Annotated in this window: 19 protein-coding genes; 1 reads left to right on the plus strand and 18 read right to left on the minus strand. The window is 70.4% G+C overall.

Annotated features, from left to right (window positions below; all coding sequences use genetic code 11):
• The 10 genes from CCL05_RS46125 to betA form a co-directional block, all read right to left on the minus strand.
• A partial coding sequence (locus CCL05_RS46125; protein ID WP_143589884.1) for a sarcosine oxidase subunit delta occupies positions 1-408 on the minus strand: 408 nt, incomplete at its 3' end.
• 20 nt (positions 409-428) lie between these two features.
• Positions 429-1,661, minus strand: a complete 1,233-nt coding sequence (locus CCL05_RS14115) for a sarcosine oxidase subunit beta family protein (RefSeq protein ID WP_086560846.1) — start codon at positions 1,659-1,661, stop codon at positions 429-431.
• Positions 1,658-2,941 (minus strand): serine hydroxymethyltransferase, encoded by a 1,284-nt coding sequence (gene glyA / locus CCL05_RS14120; protein WP_086560847.1) that lies wholly within the window; start codon positions 2,939-2,941, stop codon positions 1,658-1,660. Before glyA ends, CCL05_RS14115 begins: the two co-directional genes overlap by 4 nt.
• Positions 2,938-3,798 (minus strand): bifunctional methylenetetrahydrofolate dehydrogenase/methenyltetrahydrofolate cyclohydrolase, encoded by an 861-nt coding sequence (locus tag CCL05_RS14125; RefSeq protein ID WP_086560848.1) that lies wholly within the window; start codon positions 3,796-3,798, stop codon positions 2,938-2,940. Before CCL05_RS14125 ends, glyA begins: the two co-directional genes overlap by 4 nt.
• Before the next feature lie 69 nt (positions 3,799-3,867).
• Complete coding sequence (locus CCL05_RS14130; RefSeq protein ID WP_086560849.1) at positions 3,868-6,306, minus strand: GcvT family protein; 2,439 nt, start codon at positions 6,304-6,306, stop codon at positions 3,868-3,870.
• A gap of 226 nt (positions 6,307-6,532) precedes the next feature.
• The gene (locus CCL05_RS14135; RefSeq protein WP_086560850.1) at positions 6,533-7,495 is read right to left on the minus strand and encodes an ABC transporter substrate-binding protein; all 963 of its coding nucleotides are present in this window, start codon (positions 7,493-7,495) and stop codon (positions 6,533-6,535) included.
• Between the two features lie 13 nt (positions 7,496-7,508).
• Positions 7,509-9,506, minus strand: coding sequence for an ABC transporter permease (locus CCL05_RS14140; RefSeq protein ID WP_086560851.1), 1,998 nt, complete (start codon positions 9,504-9,506; stop codon positions 7,509-7,511).
• Positions 9,506-10,594, minus strand: coding sequence for a quaternary amine ABC transporter ATP-binding protein (locus CCL05_RS14145; protein ID WP_086560852.1), 1,089 nt, complete (start codon positions 10,592-10,594; stop codon positions 9,506-9,508). The genes CCL05_RS14140 and CCL05_RS14145 overlap by 1 nt, the downstream gene beginning before the upstream one ends.
• Positions 10,595-10,614: 20 nt before the next feature.
• Positions 10,615-12,084, minus strand: coding sequence for an aldehyde dehydrogenase family protein (locus tag CCL05_RS14150; protein ID WP_086560853.1), 1,470 nt, complete (start codon positions 12,082-12,084; stop codon positions 10,615-10,617).
• Positions 12,085-12,281: 197 nt separating this feature from the next.
• Positions 12,282-13,940: a choline dehydrogenase gene (betA, locus tag CCL05_RS14155; RefSeq protein WP_086560854.1), complete on the minus strand. Its 1,659-nt coding sequence runs from the start codon at positions 13,938-13,940 to the stop codon at positions 12,282-12,284.
• A 208-nt stretch (positions 13,941-14,148) separates the two neighbouring features.
• On the opposite strand from betA, the gene CCL05_RS14160 reads away from it, so the two are divergent.
• Positions 14,149-14,895, plus strand: a complete 747-nt coding sequence (locus CCL05_RS14160) for an IclR family transcriptional regulator (RefSeq protein WP_086560855.1) — start codon at positions 14,149-14,151, stop codon at positions 14,893-14,895.
• A 1-nt stretch (position 14,896) separates the two neighbouring features.
• On the opposite strand, the gene CCL05_RS14165 is transcribed toward CCL05_RS14160, so the two are convergent.
• The 8 genes from CCL05_RS14165 to CCL05_RS14200 form a co-directional block, all read right to left on the minus strand.
• Positions 14,897-16,027, minus strand: a complete 1,131-nt coding sequence (locus CCL05_RS14165) for an aromatic ring-hydroxylating oxygenase subunit alpha (protein WP_086560856.1) — start codon at positions 16,025-16,027, stop codon at positions 14,897-14,899.
• Between the two features lie 35 nt (positions 16,028-16,062).
• On the minus strand, positions 16,063-17,226 hold the full coding sequence (locus CCL05_RS14170; protein ID WP_208641499.1) for an NAD(P)/FAD-dependent oxidoreductase: 1,164 nt from the start codon (positions 17,224-17,226) through the stop codon (positions 16,063-16,065).
• Positions 17,223-17,585 (minus strand): bifunctional 3-phenylpropionate/cinnamic acid dioxygenase ferredoxin subunit, encoded by a 363-nt coding sequence (locus tag CCL05_RS14175; RefSeq protein WP_037673830.1) that lies wholly within the window; start codon positions 17,583-17,585, stop codon positions 17,223-17,225. Before CCL05_RS14175 ends, CCL05_RS14170 begins: the two co-directional genes overlap by 4 nt.
• Positions 17,586-17,799: 214 nt before the next feature.
• Positions 17,800-18,312, minus strand: a complete 513-nt coding sequence (locus CCL05_RS14180) for an MBL fold metallo-hydrolase (RefSeq protein ID WP_086560858.1) — start codon at positions 18,310-18,312, stop codon at positions 17,800-17,802.
• Positions 18,312-19,397, minus strand: a complete 1,086-nt coding sequence (locus CCL05_RS14185) for an S-(hydroxymethyl)mycothiol dehydrogenase (RefSeq protein WP_086560859.1) — start codon at positions 19,395-19,397, stop codon at positions 18,312-18,314. Before CCL05_RS14185 ends, CCL05_RS14180 begins: the two co-directional genes overlap by 1 nt.
• A 193-nt stretch (positions 19,398-19,590) precedes the next feature.
• A complete protein-coding gene (locus CCL05_RS14190; RefSeq protein ID WP_086560860.1) occupies positions 19,591-20,892 on the minus strand; it encodes an MFS transporter in 1,302 nt (433 codons plus the stop codon).
• Positions 20,889-21,974, minus strand: coding sequence for a PLP-dependent cysteine synthase family protein (locus CCL05_RS14195; RefSeq protein ID WP_279629937.1), 1,086 nt, complete (start codon positions 21,972-21,974; stop codon positions 20,889-20,891). Before CCL05_RS14195 ends, CCL05_RS14190 begins: the two co-directional genes overlap by 4 nt.
• A gap of 144 nt (positions 21,975-22,118) precedes the next feature.
• Entirely contained in the window at positions 22,119-22,556 is a 438-nt protein-coding gene (locus CCL05_RS14200; RefSeq protein WP_143589885.1) for a hypothetical protein, read from the minus strand.
• Positions 22,557-22,656 lie beyond the last annotated feature (100 nt).

Here is a 22,656-nt window from a genome sequence, read left to right on the forward strand (position 1 = left end):
CCCCACCGGCGCTGCCGCCCCGGACCCCGCTTCGGCCTGAACGGCCTCGTCCTCAAGCGCCGGACGGGCTGGTGGTGCCGGACTCGGCTGGAAAGTGGCCGGACGCGGCTCAAGAGAGCCCGCACGCAGCTCAACCGTTGCCGGACGCTCCTCCCCCGCCCGGTACACCGTAAGGATCTCGTTCGTCGACGTGTCCCGCACCGCGTTGAACCAGCGGCGGCAGCCCGCCGCGTGGCTCCAGCGTTCGGCGAAGGGGCCCCTGGGGTTGTCGCGGAAGAAGAGGTAGCGGGCCCACTCCTCGTCGGTGAGGGGGGACGGGTCCTGTGGGTACGGCACATGGGCCTGGCCGCCGTAGTGGAACTCGGCCTCGTCGCGGGGCCCGCACCACGGGCAGGGGATCAGCAGCATGGGTCGGCTCCCTGATGGTCCTAGTGGGCCACCGCGGCCGCGCCGTGCTCGTCGACGAGCGCGCCGGTGGTGAAACGGTCGAGCGAGAAGGGGGCGTTCAGCGGATGCGGTGAGTCGTGGGCGATGGTGTGGGCGTAGACCCAGCCGACGCCCGGGGTGGCCTTGAAACCGCCGGTTCCCCAGCCGCAGTTGAGGTAGAGGTTGTCCACCGGGCTGAGGCCGATGATCGGTGAGGCGTCGGGGCTGACGTCGACGATGCCGCCCCAGGTGCGCAGGACGTGGGCCCGGGCGAAGACCGGGAAGAGCTCCAGGGCCGCCGACATCTGCTCTTCGATGATGTGGAAGGCGCCACGCTGGGTGTAGGAGTTGTACGCGTCGATGCCCGCGCCCATGACCAGCTCGCCCTTGTGCGCCTGGCTGACGTACACGTGGACCGCGTTGGACATGACGACCGTCGGGTGGACGGGTTCCAGCAGCTCCGACACCAGCGCCTGCAACGGGTGGCTCTGGAGGGGGAGTTCGATGCCCGCCATGGCCGCGAGGACCGAGGTGTGGCCCGCCGAGCAGAGCGCGACCTTGCCCGCCCCGATCGGGCCGCGGGTGGTCTGTACTCCCACGACCCGGTTGCCGACGACGTCGAGGCCGGTCACCTCGCAGTTCTGGATGATGTCGATCCCGGCGGCGTCGGCGGAGCGGGCGAGGCCCCATGCCACGTGGTCGTGCTTGGCGATGCCCGCGCGCGGCTGGTAGGTGGCGCCCAGGACGGGGTAGCGCACGTCCGGGGAGACGTTGACGATCGGGCAGACGTCCTTGACGCCGTCCGCGTCGAGCCACTCGGCGTCCACGCCGTTGAGGCGGTTGGCCTCGACGCGGCGCACGCTGTCGCGGACGTCCTGGAGGCTGTGGGCGAGGTTCAGTACGCCGCGCTGGGAGAAGAGGATCGGGTAGTCGAGCTCCTCGGCCAGGCCCTCCCACAGCTTGAGCGCGTGTTCGTAGATGCCGGCGCTCTCGTCCCAGAGGTAGTTGGAGCGGATGATCGTGGTGTTGCGGGCCATGTTGCCGCCCGCCAGCCAGCCCTTCTCCAGCACGGCGACGTTGGTGATGCCGTGGTTCCTCGCCAGGTAGTGGGCGGTGGCCAGGCCGTGGCCGCCGCCGCCCACGACGACGACGTCGTACGAGCGCTTCGGCTCGGGGTTGCGCCACAGCCAGTCGGGGTGTTCGGGGAGCTCGGCGCCAGGGGTGCGGGGGCTCATCGGGCGTCTCCGTCCTCGGACAGGTGGGGGTAGAGCGGGTGCTTGGCGGCCAGGGCCTCCGTGCGGGCGCGCAGGGCGGGCACGTCCGGCTCCGGCTGGAGGGCGAGAGCGATCACGTCCGCGACCTCGGCGAAGTCCGCCTCGGTGAAGCCGCGGGTGGCCAGGGCCGGGGTGCCGATGCGCAGGCCCGAGGTGACCATGGGCGGGCGCGGGTCGAAGGGCACGGCGTTGCGGTTGACGGTGATGCCGATCTCGTGGAGCAGGTCCTCGGCCTGCCTGCCGTCCAGCTCCGAGTCACGCAGGTCGACCAGGACGAGATGGACGTCCGTGCCGCCGGTCAGGACCTTCACGCCGGCCGCCGCCGCGTCCGCCCGGGTGAGGCGTTCGGCGAGGATGCGGGAACCGGCGAGCGTACGGGCCTGGCGCTCGGCGAACTCCGGTGACGCGGCGACCTTGAACGACACCGCCTTCGCGGCGATGACGTGCTCCAGGGGGCCGCCCTGCATGCCGGGGAAGACCGCCGAGTTGATCTTCTTGGCGAGGTCGGCCTCGTTGGTGAGGATGACGCCGCCGCGCGGGCCGCCGAGCGTCTTGTGGGTCGTGGTGGTCGTGACATGGGCGTGCGGTACGGGGCTGGGGTGCAGTCCCGCCGCCACCAGGCCGGCGAAGTGCGCCATGTCGACCATCAGCAGGGCTCCCACCTCGTCGGCGATCCTGCGGAAGGCCGCGAAGTCCAGCTGCCTCGGGTACGCCGACCAGCCCGCGATGATCATCTTGGGGCGGTGTTCCTTGGCGAGGTGCTCGACCTCGTCCATGTCGACGAGGTTGTCCCCCTCGGACACGTGGTACGGCACGACGTTCAGCATCTTGCCGCTGTAGTTGATGCGCATGCCGTGCGTGAGGTGCCCGCCGTGCGCGAGGTCGAGGCCGAGGACGGTGTCGCCCGGCTGGAGCAGGGCGAAGAAGACGGCGGTGTTGGCCTGGGCGCCCGAGTGCGGCTGGACGTTGGCGAAGCCCGCGCCGAAGAGGGACGTGACGCGCTCGATGGCCAGCCGTTCGGTGACGTCGACGTGTTCGCATCCGCCGTAGTAGCGGCGGCCCGGGTAGCCCTCGGCGTACTTGTTGGTCGCGACCGAGCCCTGGGCCTCCATCACGGCGGAGGGCGCGAAGTTCTCGGAGGCGATCATCTCCAGGGTGGACTGCTGGCGGTGCAGTTCGGCGCGGAGCGCGGCGTGGACCTCGGGGTCCAGCTCCGCCAGGGGGGTGTTCAGCGCGTTCATACGGCGTTCGCGTTCCTCTCGGCGGCCTCGACGACATTGGCGAGCAGCATGGCCCGGGTCATGGGGCCCACTCCCCCGGGCATCGGCGCCAGCCATCCGGCGACCTGGGCGGCGTTCGGGTGGATGTCCCCCACCAGGCCCTGGTCGGTGCGGGTGATGCCGACGTCGAGGACGGCCGCGCCTGGGCGCAGCATGTCCTTGGTGATCAGTCCGGGCGAGCCGGCGGCCGCGACGACGACGTCCGCCTCGCGCACGTGCCAGGCCAGGCCCTTGGTTCCGGTGTGGCACAGGGTCACGGTGGCGTTCTCGGACCTGCGGGTGAGCAGCAGTCCGATGGGCCGTCCGACGGTGGTGCCCCGGCCGATCACGCACACCCGTGCTCCCGCGAGCGGCACGTCGTGGCGGCGGAGCAGTTCGACGATGCCGCGCGGGGTGCACGGCAGCGGAGCCTCGGCGCCGAGGACGAGCCGGCCGAGGTTGACGGGGTGCAGTCCGTCGGCGTCCTTGGCCGGGTCCATGCGTTCCAGTACGGCGCCCGCGTCGAGATGGCGCGGCAACGGGAGCTGGACGATGTAGCCGGTGCAGGCAGGGTCGGCGTCGAGCTCGTCGATCGTCTCCTCGACCTGCCGCTGTGAGGCGTCGGCGGGCAGCTCCCGGCGGAGGGAGGCGATGCCCACCTGGGCGCAGTCCCGGTGCTTGCCCCCGACGTAGGCGCGACTGCCGGGATCGTCACCGACCAGCACAGTACCGAGCCCCGGCGCCCGACCGGTCGTCGCGGTCACCTTGCCGACGCGCTCGGCGAGTTCGAGACGGATGGCGGCGGCGGTCGCCTTGCCGTCAAGGAGTTGTGCGGTCACCTGGAGTTCCTTCCAAAAAGGGGCGCGGGGAACTGCGCGACCAGCCACGACGAAGCCGCACTCGAAAACTCAGCCACGAAGACGGGACATGGCGGGATCGAACAGTGGCTCCTCGGCAACCACGGCCTCGACGGACTCGTCGAAGTACCCGATGTGCACCACGGTCCCCGGAGCCGCAAGCTCCACCGGCAGCCACGCATAGGCGATGCCCTTGCCGATCGTGTAGCCGTACGCCGCACTCGTGACGTACCCGACCGCACGGTCACCGTCGTACACCGGCTCCTTGCCCATCACGACCGCCCTCGGGTCCTCGATCGTGAGACACGTGAGCTTCCGCCGTACGTCCGCCCTCCGCCGCTCCAGCGCCGCCTTGCCGATGAAGTCGTCCTTGTCGAGCTTGACGGCGAACCCGACGCCGGCCTCGTAGGGGTCGTGCTCGTAGGTCATGTCCGTACCGAAGGAGCGGTAGCCCTTCTCCAGACGGAGGCTGTTGAAGGCGCCCCGGCCGGCGACGATGCCGCCGAGCGGTTCGGCCGCCTGCCAGAGGGTGTCCCACAGCTTCTGGCCGAGGTCCGCGGTGGTGTAGAGCTCCCAGCCGAGTTCGCCGACGTACGACAGGCGCATGGCCGTCACCGGGACGGAGCCGATGTGGGCGCTCCGGGCGCGGAAGTACTTCAGGCCGGCCGCCGAGAAGTCGGCGTCGGTGAGCGGCTGGAGGACGTCGCGGGCGCGCGGCCCCCACAGGCCGATGCAGCACGTGCCGGGCGTGATGTCGCGGACCTGGACCGTGCCGTCGGCCGGGAGGTGACGGGTGAACCAGTCGAGGTCCAGGTTGCCGTTGGCGCCGACCTGGAAGCGGTCGGGGGCCAGCCGGGCGACCGTGATGTCGCTGCGGATGCCGCCGTCGTGGTCGAGCAGCAGCGTGTACGTCACCGAGCCGACGGACTTGGCGACCTTGCCGGTGCACAGCCGCTCCAGGTAGGCGGCGGCACCGGGGCCGCTCACCTCCAGGCGCTTGAGGGCCGTCATGTCGTACATCGCGACGGTCTCGCGGGTGACCTGGGCCTCGGCGCCGACGATGGGCGACCAGTACCGGGCGGCCCAGTCGTTGGGCGTCGGGATGGAACGGTCTTCGACCAGGCCGGCGTTGGCCTCGTACCACTGGGGGCGCTCCCAGCCGTTCGCCTCCAGGAAGAAGGCGCCGAGTTCCTGCTGGCGGGCGTGGAACGGGCTGGTGCGGATCGGGCGCGGGTCGCCCGACGGCTGGAGGGGGTGGAGGATGTCGTAGACCTCGACGAAGTTCTGGCAGTCGCGGGCCAGCACGTACTCGGGCGAGAGCTGGTGCGGCTCGAAGCGGTTGACGTCGCACTCGTGGAGGTCGAACGAGGAGCAGTGGCCGTCGACCAGCCACTCGGCCATGGCCCGTCCGACGCCCGCGGAGTGGGTGACCCAGACGGCCTCGGCGACCCAGAAGCCCTTGACGTCCGGGGATGGGCCGAGCAGCGGCAGGCCGTCGGTGGTGAAGGAGAACAGGCCGTTGATGCCCTCTTCGACCTTGGCGTCCTTGGTCGCGGGAAGCAGCGACTGCGTCTCGCTCCAGGCCTCCTCGAAGTCCTCCTCGGTGAACTTCAGGACGGAGGGCATGTCCTCGGACTCGTCCACGGAGAGGATGTCGTCGGCGGAGACCGGCATCGGGCGGTGGCCGTAGGAGCCGATGCCCAGGGCGTCGAAGCGGTCGCGGTAGTAGAGGTCGGCGTCCTGGTGGCGCAGGATCGGGCGGACCGCCTCCTGCGTCTGGCCCGCCAGGGCCGGTACCGGGCCCGTCCAGGCGAGCTGGTGGGCGAGCGGCGTGAGCGGGAGGTTCATGCCGGCCATGCGGGCGATCCTCGGGCCCCAGATGCCGGCGCAGCACACGACGATGTCGGCGGGGAGCTCGCCCTGGTCGGTGAGGACGCCGGTCACCGCGCCGTCGGCCCTTGGGACGTCGAGGACTTCGTGTCGGGCGAGGAAGCGCACGCCGCGCTCGGTGGCCCGGCGGATCTGCGCCTCGACGGCGAGGACCGCCTTCGCGAGGCCGTCCGTGGGCACGTGGAGGCCGGCGAGGACCTTGTCCGGGTTGACGAGGGGGTGCTGCTCGACGCATTCCTCGGTGGTCAGCAGCCGGGATTCGATGCCCCAGGAGGTGAGCCAGCCGTGGCGCCGCCGGAGTTCCGTGACGCGCTCCGGGCTGGTCGCCACCTCCAGGCCGCCGACCTGGAGGAAGCAGGGCCGGCCGTCCACGTCGAGCGAGCAGAACTTCTCGACGGTGTAGCGGGCCATCTCGGTCATGGTCTTGGAGGGGTTGGTCTGGAAGACCAGGCCCGGGGCGTGTGACGACGATCCCCCGGTGGCGGGCAGCGGGCCCTGGTCGACGACGGTCACATTGGTCCAGCCTCGCGCGGAGATCTCATCGGCGAGCGCGGCCCCCACGACGCCCGCTCCGATGATGACCACCCGGGGTCCCGCCATCGCCGCACCTCCGACGTTGAAAGCGATGCAGTTGCTGTGTGCGCAACAGAGTTCAGGTTGCGCAACTCAATGTGCCCGCCGTGGACAGGCGTGTCAAGGGGTCCGCGACGCCGGAAAAACCCCGGAAGTGGCGGGGAGGAATCACCAGAAAACGAAGAGGCCCGGCAGGCTGGAGACACAGCCTGCCGGGCCTTCCCGGCGGGGTTCACACGGACACTCGTGCGCCCTACTTGATCCAGGCGTCGACCTTGCCGCGGTTGGCCTCGACCCACTTCTTCGCCGCGGCCTCGGGCGCCATCTTGTCCACCGCGATGTACTTGGCCACGGTGTTCTGGTCGTCGTTGGTCCAGTTGAACTTCTTCACCAGGTCATAGGCCGGGCTGCCCGACTTGGCGAACTTGGCGCTGACTATCTTGTCGAGGTTGTACACCGGGTAGTCGCAGGCGACCTTCTCGGCGTCGGCGTCGCAGCCCGTCTTGTACGCGGGCAGGCTGACCTTCTTGAGCGGCACCTCGGACAGGAACCACTGCGGCTCGTAGAAGTAGCCGATCACCCATTCCTTGTTCTTCTCGGCGTTGCGGTAGGCCTGGATGAGCGCGGTCTCGCTGCCGGCGTACACCACCTTGAAGTCCAGCTTGAGGTTCTTCACCAGTGCCTCGTCGTTGGTGACGTACGAGGGGTCGCCGTCGAGGAGCTGCCCCTTGCCGCCCGACTCCGAGGTCTTGAACTTCGACGCGTACTTGTCGAGGTTCTTCCAGTCGAGGATGTCCGGGTGCGCCTTCGCCAGCCACGGCGGCACGTACCAGCCGATGAGGCCCTTGTTGCCGGTCGTGCCCGCTTCGACGGCGGTCTTCTGCTGGGTGATGTACTTCTTCTTCAGATCGTCGTGGCCCCAGTTCTCGACGACGGCGTCGACCTCGCCCGTCCCGAAGCCCTGCCAGGCGATCTCCTCCTTCAGGTTCTTCTGCTCGACCTTGCAGCCGAGGTCGTGCTCGGCGACGTAGGCGAGGACCGCCGCGTTCGCCTCGTAGCCCACCCAGGGGTTGATGGCGAGGTTGAAGGTGCCGCACTTGCCCGAGCTGCCCGAGCCGCCCGCGCTGTCGTCACCGACCTTCGCGCCCGAGCAGGCCGTGAGGGTGAGGCCGAGGACGGCCAGGCCGGCAGCGCCGGCTCTGAAATGTCGTGCCATGGTGTGCTGCTCCTTATGCGCCGGCGCGGCGAGCCGCTGCCTGAGTGATCCGGTCGAACATGACTCCGAGCAGGACGATGGCGAGCCCCGCCGCGAGTCCCTTGCCGTACAGCTGGCCCTGTGAGAACCCGGCCACGACGTCGTAGCCGAGGGCACCCGCACCCACCAGGCCGCCCACCACGACCATCGACAGCACGTAGATCAGGCCCTGGTTGGTCGCGAGGGTCAGGGCGCCCCGCGACATGGGCAGTTGGACCTTGGTGATGATCTGCCAGGTGTTGCACCCGGTGGACGTCGCCGCCTCGACGGTGGTCTCGGGCACGGCCCGCACCCCGTCCGCGATGATCTTGATGGCGACCGGTGCCGCGTAGACGACCGCGGCGACGATGGCCGTGAACCGGGTCGCGCCGAACAGCGCGAGGAACGGCACGAGATAGACGAACGGCGGCATGACCTGGGCCGCGTCCAGGGTGGGCCGCAGCAGCCGGTCCACGAGCGCGCTGCGTCCCATCCACACCCCGAGGACGACGCCGAGCAGCATCACCAGCACCGTCGCCACCGCGGTGGACGCCAGCGTCGTCATGCCGTCCGACCAGACACCGGTACCGACCAGCAGGCCCACGCACACGGCCGTGGTGACCCCGGCGCGCCACCCGCCCAGCACCGTGCCGAGGGCGACGAGGGCGGCGCCGACGAGCCACCACGGGGAGTCGGTCAGCACGGTCTGGAACGGATTGAGCAGGCCGTTGGTGAGGGCGTCGCGGAAGGCGTTGGTCAGGCCCGAGAGGTTGTCCTGTGCCCAGGTGGTCACATCGGCCGTGGTCTTGGCGATGCTGCTGCCGATGCCGCCGTCGCCGGGGAACTCGGCAGCCCACACATAGGTGTGCGACAGGTACGCCAGCACCACCGTCACCACCGCGCCGGCCGCGAGCAGCTGCCGCCGCCACTTGAGGAAGGGGCTGTCCGAGCCCCGGGCCGTCTCCGCCCGTGCGCTCGCCGCTGTGGTGACCCGGTCCAGCACGATGGCCATGACGACGATGGCCAGACCGGCGTTGAAGGCCGTGCCGACGTCCAGCGACTGCAGGGCCTGGACGACGGTCTTGCCGAGGCCGGGCGCGTCGATCAGGGCCGCGATGGTCACCATGGCCAGGGCGGCCATGATGGTCTGGTTGACGCCCATCACCACGGTCCGCTTGGACATCGGCAGCAGGACCTTGAGCAGCGTCTGCCGCCGCGTCGCGCCCATCGAGTCCGCCGCCTCGACCGTGGTCCGAGGTACGGAGCGGATGGCGTGCGCGGTGATGCGGATCGCCGGGGGTGCCGCGTAGATGGCGGTGGCGATCGTGGCCGAGGCGGGACCGATCAGGAAGAACAGGGTCAGCGGCGCCAGGTAGACGAAGGTCGGCATGGTCTGCATGAAGTCCAGGAACGGCGTGACGATCCGGTGGAACCGTTCCGACAGCCCGGCCCACACACCCAGGGGAAGGGCGAACAGCAGCGCGACGAAGACCGCGGAGAGGGTCAGCGCCAGCGTGTCCATACTCTCCTGCCAGAGCCCTTGCAGGCCGAGGAAGGTGAAGCCGGCCACGGCCAGCAGCGCGACGCGCCAGTTACCCACGGCCCAGGAGACATAGCCGACGATGCCGACGACACCGAGCCAGCCGATCTGCGGAACCGGGCGGTCCGTGGACGGCTGCGAGATCAGCTCCTGGACGAAGGTCACCAGGGTGTCGATGACCAGGCGGATCTCGTTGAAGAAGTAGAGGAAGAGCGGGTTGGAGTTGCGGTCGGCGCCGATCGAGTCGTTGACGTCGTTGAACCACCGGTGCAGATCGGTCAGGTCGGCCGCCGCGAGGGACAGGGTCTGCTTGCCGCGCAGCACGGCGAAGAGCACCAGCCAGAGGACCAGGATCGCGGCCACCACCACGGCGCGGTTGACCGTCCGCACGCGCCGGGCGGGAGCGGGCTCCACGGTCCCGGTCTTCTCCGGTTTCTCCATCGCGACGGTCATCACGCGTCGCCTTCCTGCCCGGCGACCACCGCGAGGATCTCCTCGTCGCCGACGATGCCGAGCAGCTTGCCGTCCTCGACGACCTTGACCGGCTTCTCGGCGGCGAGCACCGCACGCGTGGCCTCCTTCACCACGACGTCGGGGCCGAGCTCGGGACCGTCCAGGGGGTCGTCGGGCTCCGCCGGGCGCATGATCCACCGCAGGGTCAGGACGTCACCGCGGGGCACGTCCCTGACGAAGTCGCGTACGTAGTCGTCGGCGGGGGCGCCGACCAGTTCGTCGCCGGTGCCGCACTGGACCGTCCTGCCGTCCCGCATGATGAGGATGCGGTCGCCCAGCTTGAGCGCCTCGGACAGGTCGTGGGTGATGAACACCATCGTCTTGCCGACCTCGTGGTGCAGCCGGATGACCTCGTTCTGCATGTCGCGGCGGATCAGCGGGTCGAGCGCCGAGAACGGCTCGTCGAAGAGGAGCACGTCCGGGTCGCCGGCCAGTGCGCGGGCGAGACCGACGCGCTGCTGCATACCGCCGGAGAGCTGGTCGGGATAGGAGCTCTCGTACCCCGAGAGGCCGACGAGTTCGACGACCTCCAGGGCCCGCTTGGTGCGCTCGGCCCGGCCCATGCCGCGTATCTCCAGCCCGAACGCCACGTTGTCGACGACCCGCCGGTGCGGCAGCAGCCCGAAGTGCTGGAAGACCATGGAGAACTTGCTCCGGCGCAGTTCGCGCAGGCGGCCCGCGTCCGCGTCGCGGATGTTCTCGCCCTCGAAGAGGATCTCGCCGGCGGTGGGTTCGATGAGCCGGGTCAGACAGCGCGCCAGGGTGGACTTGCCGGAGCCGGACAGGCCCATGACGACGAACACCTCGCCGGGCGCGACGTCGAAGCTCACGTCGCGCACGGCGGCGGTGCATCCGGTACGGTCCATCAGTTCGCGGCGGGTGAGCCCGCGCAGTTCCTCGGAGCCCGGTACCTGGTCCGCCTTCGGCCCGAACACCTTCCACAGCTCGCGTACGGAGATGACCGGCGTGCCTGCCGAGTCCTGGGGAGTGCCGCGCCGCTGCGGTACCTCGGTCGTTGCTGGGGTCATGTTCGACCTCTTTTCGGCGTTCAGCCGCGGAACCAGTGCTGCGGCCTGGGTTGGATGTTCTGCCAGATGTGTTTGGGCTCGCGGTACTCGTCCAGGCCGGTCGGGCCCAGCTCCCGGCCCACGCCGGAGTGCCCGAACCCGCCCCACTCGGCCTGCGGCACATAGGGGTGGTAGTCGTTGATCCACACTGTGCCGTGGCGCAGCCGGCGGGCGACCCGCTGGGCCTTGCCGGCGTCCTGCGTCCAGACGGCGCCGGCGAGTCCGTACTCGGTGTCGTTGGCGATGCGTACGGCGTCGTCCTCGTCGGTGAAGCGCTCCACGGTGAGCACGGGCCCGAAGGACTCCTCGTGCACCACCCGCATGTCCTGACCGCACTCGTCGAGCACGGTGGGCGGGTAGTAGTGGCCGCCGGCCAGGTCCGGGTCGTCGGGGCGTGCGCCACCGCAGCGCAGGACGGCGCCCTCGGCGAGTCCGGCCGCGACGTACGCCTCGACCTTCGCCAGGTGCTGCGCGGAGATCAGCGGGCCGGTCTCGGCCCGCGCGTCGAAGGGGCCGCCGAGCCGGATCCGCCGTGCGCGGCGGACCACCTCGTCGACGAACCGGTCGTGCAGCGCGTCCTCGACGATCAGCCGGGCGCCGGCCGAGCAGACCTGGCCCGAATGCAGGAAGACGGCCGTGAGCGCGAAGTCCACGGCCGTCTCGAAGTCGGCGTCGGCGAAGACGACATTGGGGTTCTTGCCGCCGAGTTCCAGCGCGACCTTCTTCACGGTCGCGGCGGCGGTGGCCATGATGCGTCTGCCGGTGTCCAGGCCGCCGGTGAAGGAGACCATGTCGACGGCCCGGGCCTCGGCGAGCGGTGCGCCCACCTGGGGCCCGGGCCCCAGGACGAGGTTGGCGGCACCGGCCGGAAGCCCGGCCTCCGCCAGCGCCTTCATCAGCAGGACGGACGTCGAGGGGGTGAGCTCGCTGGGCTTGAGGACGATCGTGTTGCCCGCGAGGAGAGCGGGCGCCACCTTCCAACTCGCCTGGAGCAGCGGGTAGTTCCAGGGGGTGATCAGTGCGCACACGCCGATCGGCTCGTATACGACGCGACTGACGGCGTCGTCGCGGCCGGTGTCGATCACCCGGCCCGCGTCGGTGCCGCCGAGCCCTCCGTAGTAGCGGAAGCAGGAGACGACGTCGGCGATGTCGTACTCGCTCTCCACCAGCCGTTTGCCGGTGTCCAGCGATTCGGCGCGGGCGAAGGCGTCGGCGTCGCGTTCGAGGAGGTCGGCGGTGCGCAGGAGGAGCGCGCCGCGCTCACGCTCGGGGGTGCGCGGCCAGGGCCCTTCGTCGAAGGCGCGGCGGGCCGCGGCGATGGCCGCCTCGGCGTCGGGGCGGGTGCCTTCGGACACCGTGACGCAGAGCGAGCCGTCGGCGGGGCAGCGGATCTCCCGGTGACCGCCGGCCACGGGATCCCGCCATTGTCCGTCCACGTACAGGTCTGCCACGTCGAGGGCCCTTCGAGCGAATCGCGTTGCGCATCGTGCATCGAATTGCTTGTGGTGGAACACTCTGGAGAAGCCCACAACCCACGTCAAGGGGTTGGCCGATGACGGTTTCGCCAAGGAGACAGCCACGAGGACGCAGCACCGGCAGGCCCGGAACGCCTCGCCTCCGGGCCGGTCGGCGATCTGAAAAGTGCTGGTTACGGCAGGGGACGGTGCCGGTAATAGGCGGCGGCGGACGGGGGCAGCGGATCCTTCCCGAGGATGAGGTCGGCCGCCTTTTCCGCGATCATCATCACCGGTGCGTAGATGTTGCCGTTGGTAATGTACGGCATCACCGACGCGTCGACGACACGCAGACCCTCCAGCCCGTGCACCCTCATACTGGCCGGATCCACGACGGCCGTCTCGTCGGTGCCCATCTTGCAGGTGCATGACGGATGCAGCGCGGTCTCGCCGTCCTCGGCGACCCAGGCGAGGATCTCCTCGTCGGTCTCGACGGACGGCCCCGGCGAGATCTCCCCGGCGTTGTAAGGGGCCATGGCGGGCTGGTTGAGCAGCCTGCGGGCGACCCTGACGGCCTCGACCCACTCACGTCGGTCCTGCTCGGTGGACAGATAGTCGAAGCGCAGCGCGGGGTGCTCGGCCGGGTCCTTGCTCTTGATCTTCACGGATCCGACGGCGTCGGAGTACATGGGCCCGACGTGCACCTGATATCCGTGTCCGCCGGCGGGCACGGAGCCGTCGTAGCGGACCGCGACGGGCAGGAAGTGGAACATCAGGTTGGGGTAGGCCACGTCCTCGTTGCCGCGGACGAAGCCGCCCGCCTCGAAGTGGTTGGTCGCGGCGGGGCCGGTGCGGAAGAGCCACTGGAGGCCGATGAAGGGGGCGCGCCACTTCGCGAGGTACGGCTGCATGGAGACGGGCTGCTTGCAGGCGTACTGGATGTACACCTCCAGATGGTCCTGGAGGTTCTCGCCGACGCCCGGCAGATCGTGTACGACGTCGATGCCGAGGGCGCGCAGTTCCTCGGCGTTGCCGACGCCCGAGAGCTGGAGCAGTTGCGGGGAGTTGATCGCGCCTCCGCACAGGATGACTTCGCGGGCACGCACCCGCCGGGGTCTGCCACTCCCCCTCCGGTACTCGACACCGACGGCCCGCTTGCCTTCGAAGAGGACGCGGGTGACGAGGGTGCGGGTCCTGATCGTGAGGTTGGGGCGTTTGCGTACGGGTTTGAGGTAGGCCTTGGAGGCCGAGAGGCGGCGGCCGCGGTGGACGTTGCGGTCGAACCGGGCGAAACCTTCCTGCCGGTAGCCGTTCACATCGTCGGTGGGAGCGTGGCCCGCTTCCTCCGTGGCCTTCAGGAAGGCCTCGAAGAGCGGATTCGTCCCCGGGCCGCGCTCCAGGACGAGAGGGCCGTCGTGACCGCGGAACTCGTCGTCCGGGCCGGCGGCGAGGCAGTTCTCCATCCGCCGGAAGTACGGCAGACAGTGCGCGTAGTCCCAGGCCTCCATGCCCGGGTCGGCCGCCCAGCGCTCGTAGTCCATGGGGTTGCCGCGCTGGAAGATCATGCCGTTGATGCTGCTGGACCCGCCCAGCACCTTGCCTCGCGCGTGGTAGACGCGCCGGCCGCCCATGTGGGGCTCCGGTTCGGACTCGTACTTCCAGTCGTAGAACCGGCTGCCGATGGGGTAGGTCAGTGCCGCGGGCATGTGGATGAAGACGTCCCAGGGGTAGTCGGGCCGGCCCGCCTCCAGGACCAGCACCTGGTTGCCCGGGTCCGCGGAGAGCCGGTTGGCCAGGGCACTGCCGGCCGATCCACCACCGACGATGACGAAGTCGTACTGCACGTGAGCCATGGGGCCTCGTCTCGCTCGCGCCGTTGAGAATGCGCGGCATGCTAGTACTCGTACCGCTATGCGCACCAGGTTGCGAAGCGCGCAACTTCTCCGAGGTCTGCACAAGGCCTTGACCTGCACCGCTGGCCGCTATGTTTAACGCCCGTATAGTTGCGTTGTGAGCAACTACCCTGCAGATGCCGAAACGACAACCGCGCCGACCGGTGGCGTGCAGTCCGTCGACCGCGCCATCACCGTGCTGGAGATCCTGGCCCGGCGCGGCGAGGCGGGAGTCAGCGAGGTGGCCGCCGAGATCGATGTCCACAAGTCGACCGCGTTCCGGCTGCTCGGCGCCCTGGAGGTGCGCGGCCTGGTGGAACAGGCGGGCGAACGCGGCAAGTACCGCCTCGGCTTCGGCCTCGTCCGGCTCGCCGGCGCGGTCACCGGCCGCATCGACATCACCCAGCAGAGCCGCCCGGTCTGCGAGCGTCTCGCCGAGGAGATCGGCGAGACCGTGAACCTCGCCGTGATGCAGGAGCACTACGCGATCAACCTGTACCAGGTGCGCGGTCCCGGCGCTGTCACGGCGTTCAACTGGGTCGGCCAGCTGACGCCGCTGCACGCCACCTCCAGCGGCAAGATCCTGCTGGCCCACATGCCGCCGAAGGAGCGTGCCGCGCTCCTGTCGGAGACCGGCCTCAAGAAGCTGACTCCCCGCACCCTGACCGCCAAGACGAAGCTCGAGAAGAACCTCGTCGAGGCGCTCGAACGCGGCTACTCCTGGACCCTGGAGGAGTTCGAAGTGGGACTGCACGCCATGGCGGCCCCGGTCCGCAACAGGGACGGCGAGGTCATCGCGGCGCTCAGCGCCTCGGGACCGGCGTACCGGCTCACCGAGGACCGTATGCACGAACTCGCCCCTGTGCTGGTCAAGGGCGCGGACGAGATCAGCCACCGCATGGGCTACCTGGGCTGACCTACCGCGGCCGCCCCATGCCGAGGCGCTCCTGGACGAAGGCGTGGAACTCGCCGATGTGATGCTCACTGGGGACGAGCACTCCGCCCTTGGCGTACAGCCGGGAGCTCATCGCGGGCTGGCAGCGCTCGCACGCGTCGAAGTCCTGCCGGTTGACCCGGTCGAAGAGCTCCACCGACCGGCTGACGTCCTTGCCGGTCTCGACGACGTGCCGGAGGTAGAGCCAGTCGCACTCGACGATGGTGCGATCCGCGGCGACCGGGTACATCCGGTGGAAGATCACATGGTCGGGCACGAGGTTGAGGAACACCTGCGGCCGTACGGTGATCGCGTAGTACCGGCGGTCCTGGTCCTCGGTGATGCCCGGAATGCGGTCGAGGCCTTCGGAGCCGTCGACGGTGAAGCCCTTGATCTCGGAGCCGAACTCCGCGCCGTGTCCCACGTAGTACTGGGCGGCGTACCCGTCCGCGAACTCGGGGAGGACCTCGGTCAGCTCGGGGTGGATCGTCGCGCAGTGATAACACTCCATGAAGTTCTCGACGATGAGTTTCCAGTTCGCCCGCACGTCGTAGACGATCCGCCGGCCGACGTCGAGGTGGTCGATGTCGTAGTGCTCGATCGACTCCGTGTCACCCAGGCGCGCCACCACATCGCCCACGACCTCGTCGAAGGGGGGCGGGTTCGCCGCGAGGCACACCCACACATAGCCGAGCCATTCCCGCGTGGCCACGGGGGCCAGGCCGTACTCGGTGCGGCCGACGTCGGGCATCTTCGTGAGGTTGGGTGCCGCGACGAGTTTGCCCGTCAGGTCGTACGTCCAGGCGTGGTAGGGACATTGGAAGGCGCGTTTGACCTCGCCGGTCTCGGCCGTGCAGAGCCTGGCTCCGCGGTGCCGGCAGACGTTGAGGAAGGCACGGACGGAGGTGTCCCGTGCCCGGGTGATCAGGACGCTCTCGCGGCCCACCTCGACGGTGCGGAAGGCACCGGGCCTGGCGAGGTCGGCGGAGCGCACGGCACAGAACCACATCGCCTCGAAGATGTGTTCCTGCTCCTGGGCGAAGACCGCGGGATCCGTGTAAGCGGAGCCGGGGAGAGTGGCGATCAGGCTGTCCGGCAGGCCGGTCGAGGTCACTGTGCACTCCTCGGGGAAGTGGTGGATCGCCCCGGTCAGGGCGCCTTGGCCGCGAGTTGCTTGCGCCAGCGCGTGAACAGCTTCGGCTGGTTCATCCCGAGCACGGCGACCGGATGTCCGGCACGCCGGTAGACGGCGAGGACGTCGCGGTCGTCCGCGGTGCCCGCCTCGATCGTCACGCTGTCGGCGCGGGCCGCGTTGCCGGCGAACTGGATCTTCACGCCGTACTGGTCGGACCAGAAGTACGGCGGCCGGGGCAGGCCCGGTTCGCACTCGCCCCAGGACAGCAGGGCGGCCACGGCCGCGTCGGGGCGTTCGCGGGCGCCGGTCCAGTGCTCGACGCGGCGGTGGGTGCCCGCGCGCGGGTCGTACCAGGAGGCGCAGTCGCCGACCGCGACCACCCCGGCCAGGCTGGTACGGCCGTCCGCACCGCACCTGACGCCGTCGTCGAGCTCGATGCCGGAGCCGGCCAGCCAGTCGACGCAGGGGCGGGCCCCGACACCCACGACGACGATGTCGGCGGCGATACTGCGGCCGTCCTCCATCAGGACGGCGTCGACACGGGTCTCGCCGCTCAGCCCCTTGACGCCCACGCCGCACAACAGGCGTACGCCGTGGTCCGCGTGGAGGGCGGAGACGATGCGTCCCATGGCCGCGCCGAGCGGTCCGGCCAGGGGGGTGGGCGCCGCCTCGACGATGGTCACGTCGAGGCCGAGCGCGGAAGCGGTGGAGGCGACCTCGGCACCGATGAAGCCGCCGCCGATGACGACCAGGCGTCCGCCCCGGGCCAGTTCGTCCCGCAGGGCGCGGGCGTCGTCCAGGGTGCGCAGGGTGTGCACACCGGCCAGTCCGTCCATGCCGGGCAGGGTCCGGGCGGCGGCGCCGGTGGCGATGACGATGCCGTCGGCCCGCACCTGCCGGCCGTCGGTGAGCCGCACGGCGCGGGGCGTGGTGTCGAGTCCGGCGGCGCGGGCTCCGAGCAGCCACTCCGCTTGCAGGTCCTCGTCGTCCGGCTCCAGCGCGAGTTCGGCTTCGCCGATGCCGCCGGCCAGGAACTCCTTGGACAGGGGCGGCCTGTCGTACGGGCGGTGGATCTCGTCGCCGATGACGACCAGCCGTCCGTCGTATCCCTGTTTGCGCAACGAGCGCGCCGCCGACAGACCGGCCAGCGACGCGCCCACCACGGCCACTGTCCTCACGCGACGCCCCCGGCGAGCCGGGCGGCGATGCAGGGAGGCAGGTTCGGGGCTGCCGTGGACAGCCGGACGTAGATCATGCCGTCCTCGACGAAGACCTCGTGCGTGCGCACCGGGAGCTTGGCCGGCGGGGCGTCGACGGCTCCGGTCTTGAGGTTGAACTTCGAGGCGTGCAGCGGGCATTCGACCTCACAGCCCTCCAGCCAGCCGTCGGCGAGCGAGGCGTCCTGGTGGGTGCATGTGTCGTCGATGGCGAAGAGTTCGCCGTCGTCGGTGTGGAACACCGAGACCGGCGGGTCGATGTCGAGCCTGTGGGCCTCGCCTCGGGGCAGATCCACGAGACGGCACGCGGCAATCATCATGACACCTCGGTGCGTATAGCGAAACGGATTGCGGTGAACGCAACGCCAGTTTGAGGGCGCCTTCAAATGCTTGTCAAGGAGTTCGCGGGACACCCGACGGCCTCGATTTCCGTTGCGTGTCGTGCAACTACCTGCGCCATAAGAAACGCAGGTCAGGGCGGAGCACCTGCCGGAACCGGGGCGCGAGCGCCCCGGCCGGCCCGGTGGCGGGCTGTCACCAGCCTCGGGCGGCCCACTCCTCCAGGTGTGGTGCCTCGGCCTCGACGGTCGTCGTCTCGCCGTGTCCGCTCAACAGCGCCCCCAGGTCTGGTGCGTACAGGCACACGGCACCCGGAGCGTGTCCGGGCGTGTGGAGGACACGCAGGCCGAGGCCCGCCACCGTGAGTACGTCGCCGTCGGCGAGCGGCCTGTCGGGCCGCCGGCCCGGGTGCGCCATCTTCCACAGCACCTGGTCGTCGGGGTGCAGGAGGACGGGTGCGCCCGTGGCCAGGGCGACGTCCGGTGCGGCACGCACATGGTCGTCGTGGGCGTGGGTGCACACGATGGCCGACAGCCGACGGTCACCGACGGCCGCCAGGACGGCGTCGGAATCGTGGGCCGCGTCGATGACGACCACCTCGTCGTCGTCACCGATGATCCAGACGTTGTTGTCGACGTCCCAGGTCCCGCCGTCGAGGCTGAAGGTCCCGCTGGTGACGAGGTGTTCGATGCGCGGTGCGCCGGCCATCACAGCACCACCACCGAGCGCAGCACGTCGCCGCGGTGCATCTTCTCGAACGCCTCCTCCACGTCACCGAGGCCGATGGTCTCGGAGACGAACGCGTCCAGGTCGAAACGGCCTCCCAGATACAGGTCGATCAGGGCCGGGAAGTCGCGCGAGGGCAGGCAGTCGCCGTACCAGCTGGACTTCAGCGAGCCGCCCCGTCCGAAGACGTCGAGCAGGGGCAGCTCCACCTTCATCTCCGGGGTGGGCACGCCGACCAGCACGACCGTGCCGGCCAGGTCGCGGGCGTAGAAGGCCTGCCGGTACGTCTCGGGGCGGCCGACGGCTTCCACGACGACGTCCGCGCCGAAGCCGCCCGTCAGCTCGCGCACCGCCTCCACGACGTCGCCCTTGGCCCCGTCGACCGTGTGGGTGGCTCCCATGGCCATGGCCCGGTCCAGCTTGCGCTGGTCGATGTCGACGGCGATGACCTTGCTCGCTCCGGCCAGCCTCGCCCCCGCGACGGCGGCCATGCCGACGCCGCCGCAGCCGATGACGGCGACGGAGTCGCCCCGGCCGACGGCACCGGTGTTCACGGCGGCGCCGAAGCCCGCCATGACGCCGCACCCGAGCAGACCGGCCGCCGCGGCCGGTGCCGCCGGGTCCACCTTGGTGCACTGCCCGGCGGCGACCAGCGTCTTCTCCGCGAACGCGCCGATGCCGAGCGCCGGCGAGAGCGGGGTGCCGTCGAGCAGCGTCATCGGCTGTGTCGCGTTGTGGGTGGCGAAGCAGTACCAGGGCCTGCCCCGGCTGCAAGCCCGGCACTGGCCGCACACCGCACGCCAGTTGAGGATGACGAAGTCGCCGGGCCCGACACCGGTGACTCCCTCCCCGACCGCCTCGACGCGACCTGCCGCCTCGTGCCCCAGCAGGAAGGGGAACTCGTCGTTGATCCCGCCCTCGCGGTAGTGGAGATCGGTATGACAGACGCCGCAGGCCTCGACCTGGACCAGCGCCTCACCCGGACCGGGGTCGGGGACGACGATCGTTTCGACGGAGACCGGTGCGCCCTTCTTCCGGGCGACGACGGCACGAACCTCGTGAGCCATGAGCTGCTCCTCACACGGGATACCCTGGCGAGTGCGTTGCCTCATTCGCTACACGCACCGCTATACGCAACCGAGCATCGCGGAGGAGCGCACCGAGGGTCAAGGGCTCGGTTCCAGCCGGGCCGACACGTGTGCGGCCGGTCCGATCCGGCCGCACACGGTCAGCGGTTCACGCGGTCAGGCGGTCAGGCGGTCAGGCGGCGACGGGCTGCGGCCCGGCCGCCGGAGCCGCCAGACGGCCCGTGCGGTGCAGACCCCACAGGGCGGCCGCGCACGCGAGGCCGAGTGCGCACAAGCAGATCCACGGCAGCGCGGGCATCCCCGCCTCTCGGGCGGCGTCGAGCGACGCGCCGGTGAGGAGGTTGCCGAGGGTGATGCCGATGCCGCAGATGGTGTTGTAGAGCCCGTAGTGGGTGGCGACGAGCCGGTCACCCGAGAGGCGGACGATGGTGTCCATCTCGAAGGGATAGGCGATCATCGTGCCGACGGCCAGCAGCAGAGCGGCCAGCATGGGCGGTACCGCGGCCAGCAGCCACAGGCCCACGCCCGCGTCCGGAACGGGCACCGCGGTGGCCAGCGACAGGGGCACGAACGCCAGGCCCATGGCGGCCAGTCCCCGGGTCAGGGCCTGGCCCGGCTCGTAGCGGGCCTTGCACCAGGCGGTCACCCGCGTCTGGCCGACGATCGTGCTCAGCCCGGACGCGGCGAAGAGCGCCGCCACCGCCGCTGTGCCGAACTCCCCGTCGCCGCCGACCCGTCGTACCTCCAGCGGCAGCGCGAGATAGACCTGGAAGGAGAGGACGTACGAGCCGATCATGGCGCCGGAGAAGAGCAGGAACGGCCGGTTGGCGAGGATGCCGCGCCACTGGGCCAGTACGCCGTCGCGGTCCTGCCCCTCCTTGCCGCCTTTGGTGTCGCCGGCCCGTCGCGCCGGCAGGGCACGGATCTGCACGATGCTGAGGAGCGCGAAGATCCCGGCCGAGACCAGGCAGGTGACGCGGAAGTCCACGCCGGTCAGCACCATGCCCACGAGGGGACCCAGCAGGATCCCGGCCTGGTAGAAGACGTTGAACAGAGCGAACGCCTCGACCCTGCGCTCCCCCGCGTCCGCGGCGAGATACGCCCGGACGGCCGGGTTGAACAGGGCCCCGGCGAGCCCGGTGGCCGCCGAGGCGGCGATCAGCGCGGCCAGCGAGTCGACCAGGCCGAGCGTGGCGAAGCCGGCCGTGCGCAGCACGCATCCGGCCACGATCATCGGCTTGTAGCCGAACCGGTCGGCGAGTGTCCCGCCGACCAGGAACATGCCCTGCTGGCTGAAGTTCCGCACGCCGAGGACCAGTCCGACGATCCAGCCGGCCAGTCCGAGGGTGCCGGACAGGTGAGCGGCCAGGTAGGGCATCAGCATGTAGAAGCCCAGGTTGATGGTGAACTGATTGACCATCAACAGCTGGACGCTGCGTTCGTAACCGCGTACCTGTGCGAGGGTGCCCTTCACCGGTTCTCCTCCGCGGCGGCGAGGGTGAGCGGGTCGACCACGGTGGTGCACCGGGTCCAGCGTGCGACCTCCTTCTCGTCCGCGCGCCCGACCACCTCCGGTTCCGGAGCAGGAGGGGCGTCGAGGAGGCCGTGCGCGCCGCAGTAGTCGTCGTCGAAGACCGTCCCGAGGTAACGCTGCGGACCGTCCGGGAAGATCGCGGCGATCCGGCTGTCGGCGGGCAGGGTGCGGGCCAGCCATCCGGCGACCAGGGCGACGGCGCCGACGCTCCACCCGCCGGTGGCGTAGTGCGAGCCGGCCAGCTGCCGGCAGGTCCACACCGCCTCGGCCGGGGCCACCCAGTGGACCTCGGCGAAGTTGTCGTAAGCGACGTTGCGGGGGTAGATGCTCGATCCCAGGCCCCGCATCAGCCGTGGCCGGGCCGGCTGGCCGAAGATCGTGGAGCCGATGGTGTCGACGCCGACCACCTTCAGCCCGGGGTAGAGCTGCTTCAGCACGCGGGAGACGCCGGCGGAGTGCCCGCCCGTGCCGACGCTGCACACGAGGACGTCGATGTGGCCCAGCTCGGACGCCAGTTCCAGGGCGAGCGGGGTGTAGGCGGTGGTGTTGTCCGGGTTGTTGTACTGATCGGGGCACCACGCATCAGGATGCCGCGCCATGAGCTGCTCCACGCGCTCACGGCGAGCCTGCTGCCAGCCGCCGGTGGGGTGCGGCTCGGAGACGACGTTGACCTGGGCGCCGTACGCGGTCAGCAGCCGGGTCATCGACATCTCCAGGCCGGGGTCGGTGACCAGGGTGACAGGGTGGCCGTACACCATTCCGGCCAGGGCGAGGCCCAGTCCGAGGGTGCCGCTGGTGGACTCGATGATCCGGGCGCCGGGGCGCAGATCGCCCCGGGCGCGGGCGCGTTCCACCATGTGCAGACCCGGCCGGTCCTTGATGCCGCCGGGGTTGAAGCCCTCCAGTTTCGCCCAGAAGCCGCGGTCCGGGGGTGTCAGGGGCTCGGACACCCGCAGCAGCGGCGTGTTGCCCACCAGTGCCGACAAGGCGGACCGCTCGGGCAGGGCGGCGGTGTTCGTCATGGACTGCATGTCATTTCGCTCTCGCTCGATGAATACGCGGGGCACGTTCATCTCGCGCCACGGCCGCGCGGGGGACGGTCGCTCCGTCCGAGGTCGTGGGGCCGTCGCGCGGCAGCCGGGCGGGGCCGGCTGCGAGCGAGAGGTCTAGATCCGCCACCGCGAGGTGCGGACCAGCGCGGTTCTGCCGGTACGTCTTATGCGGGTTCGCAACTGCCGATGCCGGGGCTGCGGCCGCAGGAGCGCCTCGGGAAGGCCGGCGAACGCCGTCGTTGCGGCTTCGGCGGGTGGCTGGTGAGCGGCCTGCGCCGTCGTGCGGGCGGCCCCGTCCAGGCCGCACTCCTCGGCCTCATGGTGCCGGTGCGGCCCATGAGGTACCACATCGCTCGCCACCGCCGGGCGTCCGAAGGCCGTGGCGACGGTGGGCGTCAGCCGCTCCTGCTCTTCGAACTGCCCATGCGGCAGGGCGCACAGCCCGAGCATCACGAGCAACGCTCCGGACAGCAGAGCGAGAAGCGGGCGCCGCCGACACGAGTCGGCCGGGGCGTGCGGGGCAGGCGTGGGGGTACGGGAGTGTGTCGGCACAGGTTCTCCGTGCGCTCGCCCCTTTCGGCCACGGCGGCAGCCACGGCGGGAAGGAAAGGCGGGCAGGGGTGGGGGAATCACGGCGTAGACGCAGCCGTGG

The sequence above is a fragment of the Streptomyces africanus genome (assembly GCF_002150735.1).
GTDB lineage: Bacteria > Actinomycetota > Actinomycetes > Streptomycetales > Streptomycetaceae > Streptomyces > Streptomyces africanus.

Excerpts from the sequence above, each read along its gene's own strand:
- glyA (WP_086560847.1), bottom strand. The coding sequence starts at position 2,941 with ATGAACGCGCTGAACACCCCCCTGGCGGAGCTGGACCCCGAGGTCCAC.
- CCL05_RS14185 (WP_086560859.1), bottom strand. The coding sequence starts at position 19,397 with ATGGCTCACGAGGTTCGTGCCGTCGTCGCCCGGAAGAAGGGCGCACCG.
- CCL05_RS14195 (WP_279629937.1), bottom strand. The coding sequence starts at position 21,974 with ATGACGAACACCGCCGCCCTGCCCGAGCGGTCCGCCTTGTCGGCACTG.
- CCL05_RS14180 (WP_086560858.1), bottom strand. The coding sequence starts at position 18,312 with ATGGCCGGCGCACCGCGCATCGAACACCTCGTCACCAGCGGGACCTTC.
- betA (WP_086560854.1), bottom strand. The coding sequence starts at position 13,940 with ATGGCTCACGTGCAGTACGACTTCGTCATCGTCGGTGGTGGATCGGCC.
- CCL05_RS14135 (WP_086560850.1), bottom strand. The coding sequence starts at position 7,495 with ATGGCACGACATTTCAGAGCCGGCGCTGCCGGCCTGGCCGTCCTCGGC.
- CCL05_RS14130 (WP_086560849.1), bottom strand. The coding sequence starts at position 6,306 with ATGGCGGGACCCCGGGTGGTCATCATCGGAGCGGGCGTCGTGGGGGCC.
- CCL05_RS14145 (WP_086560852.1), bottom strand. The coding sequence starts at position 10,594 with ATGACCCCAGCAACGACCGAGGTACCGCAGCGGCGCGGCACTCCCCAG.
- CCL05_RS14115 (WP_086560846.1), bottom strand. The coding sequence starts at position 1,661 with ATGAGCCCCCGCACCCCTGGCGCCGAGCTCCCCGAACACCCCGACTGG.
- CCL05_RS14175 (WP_037673830.1), bottom strand. The coding sequence starts at position 17,585 with ATGATGATTGCCGCGTGCCGTCTCGTGGATCTGCCCCGAGGCGAGGCC.
- CCL05_RS14140 (WP_086560851.1), bottom strand. The coding sequence starts at position 9,506 with ATGACCGTCGCGATGGAGAAACCGGAGAAGACCGGGACCGTGGAGCCC.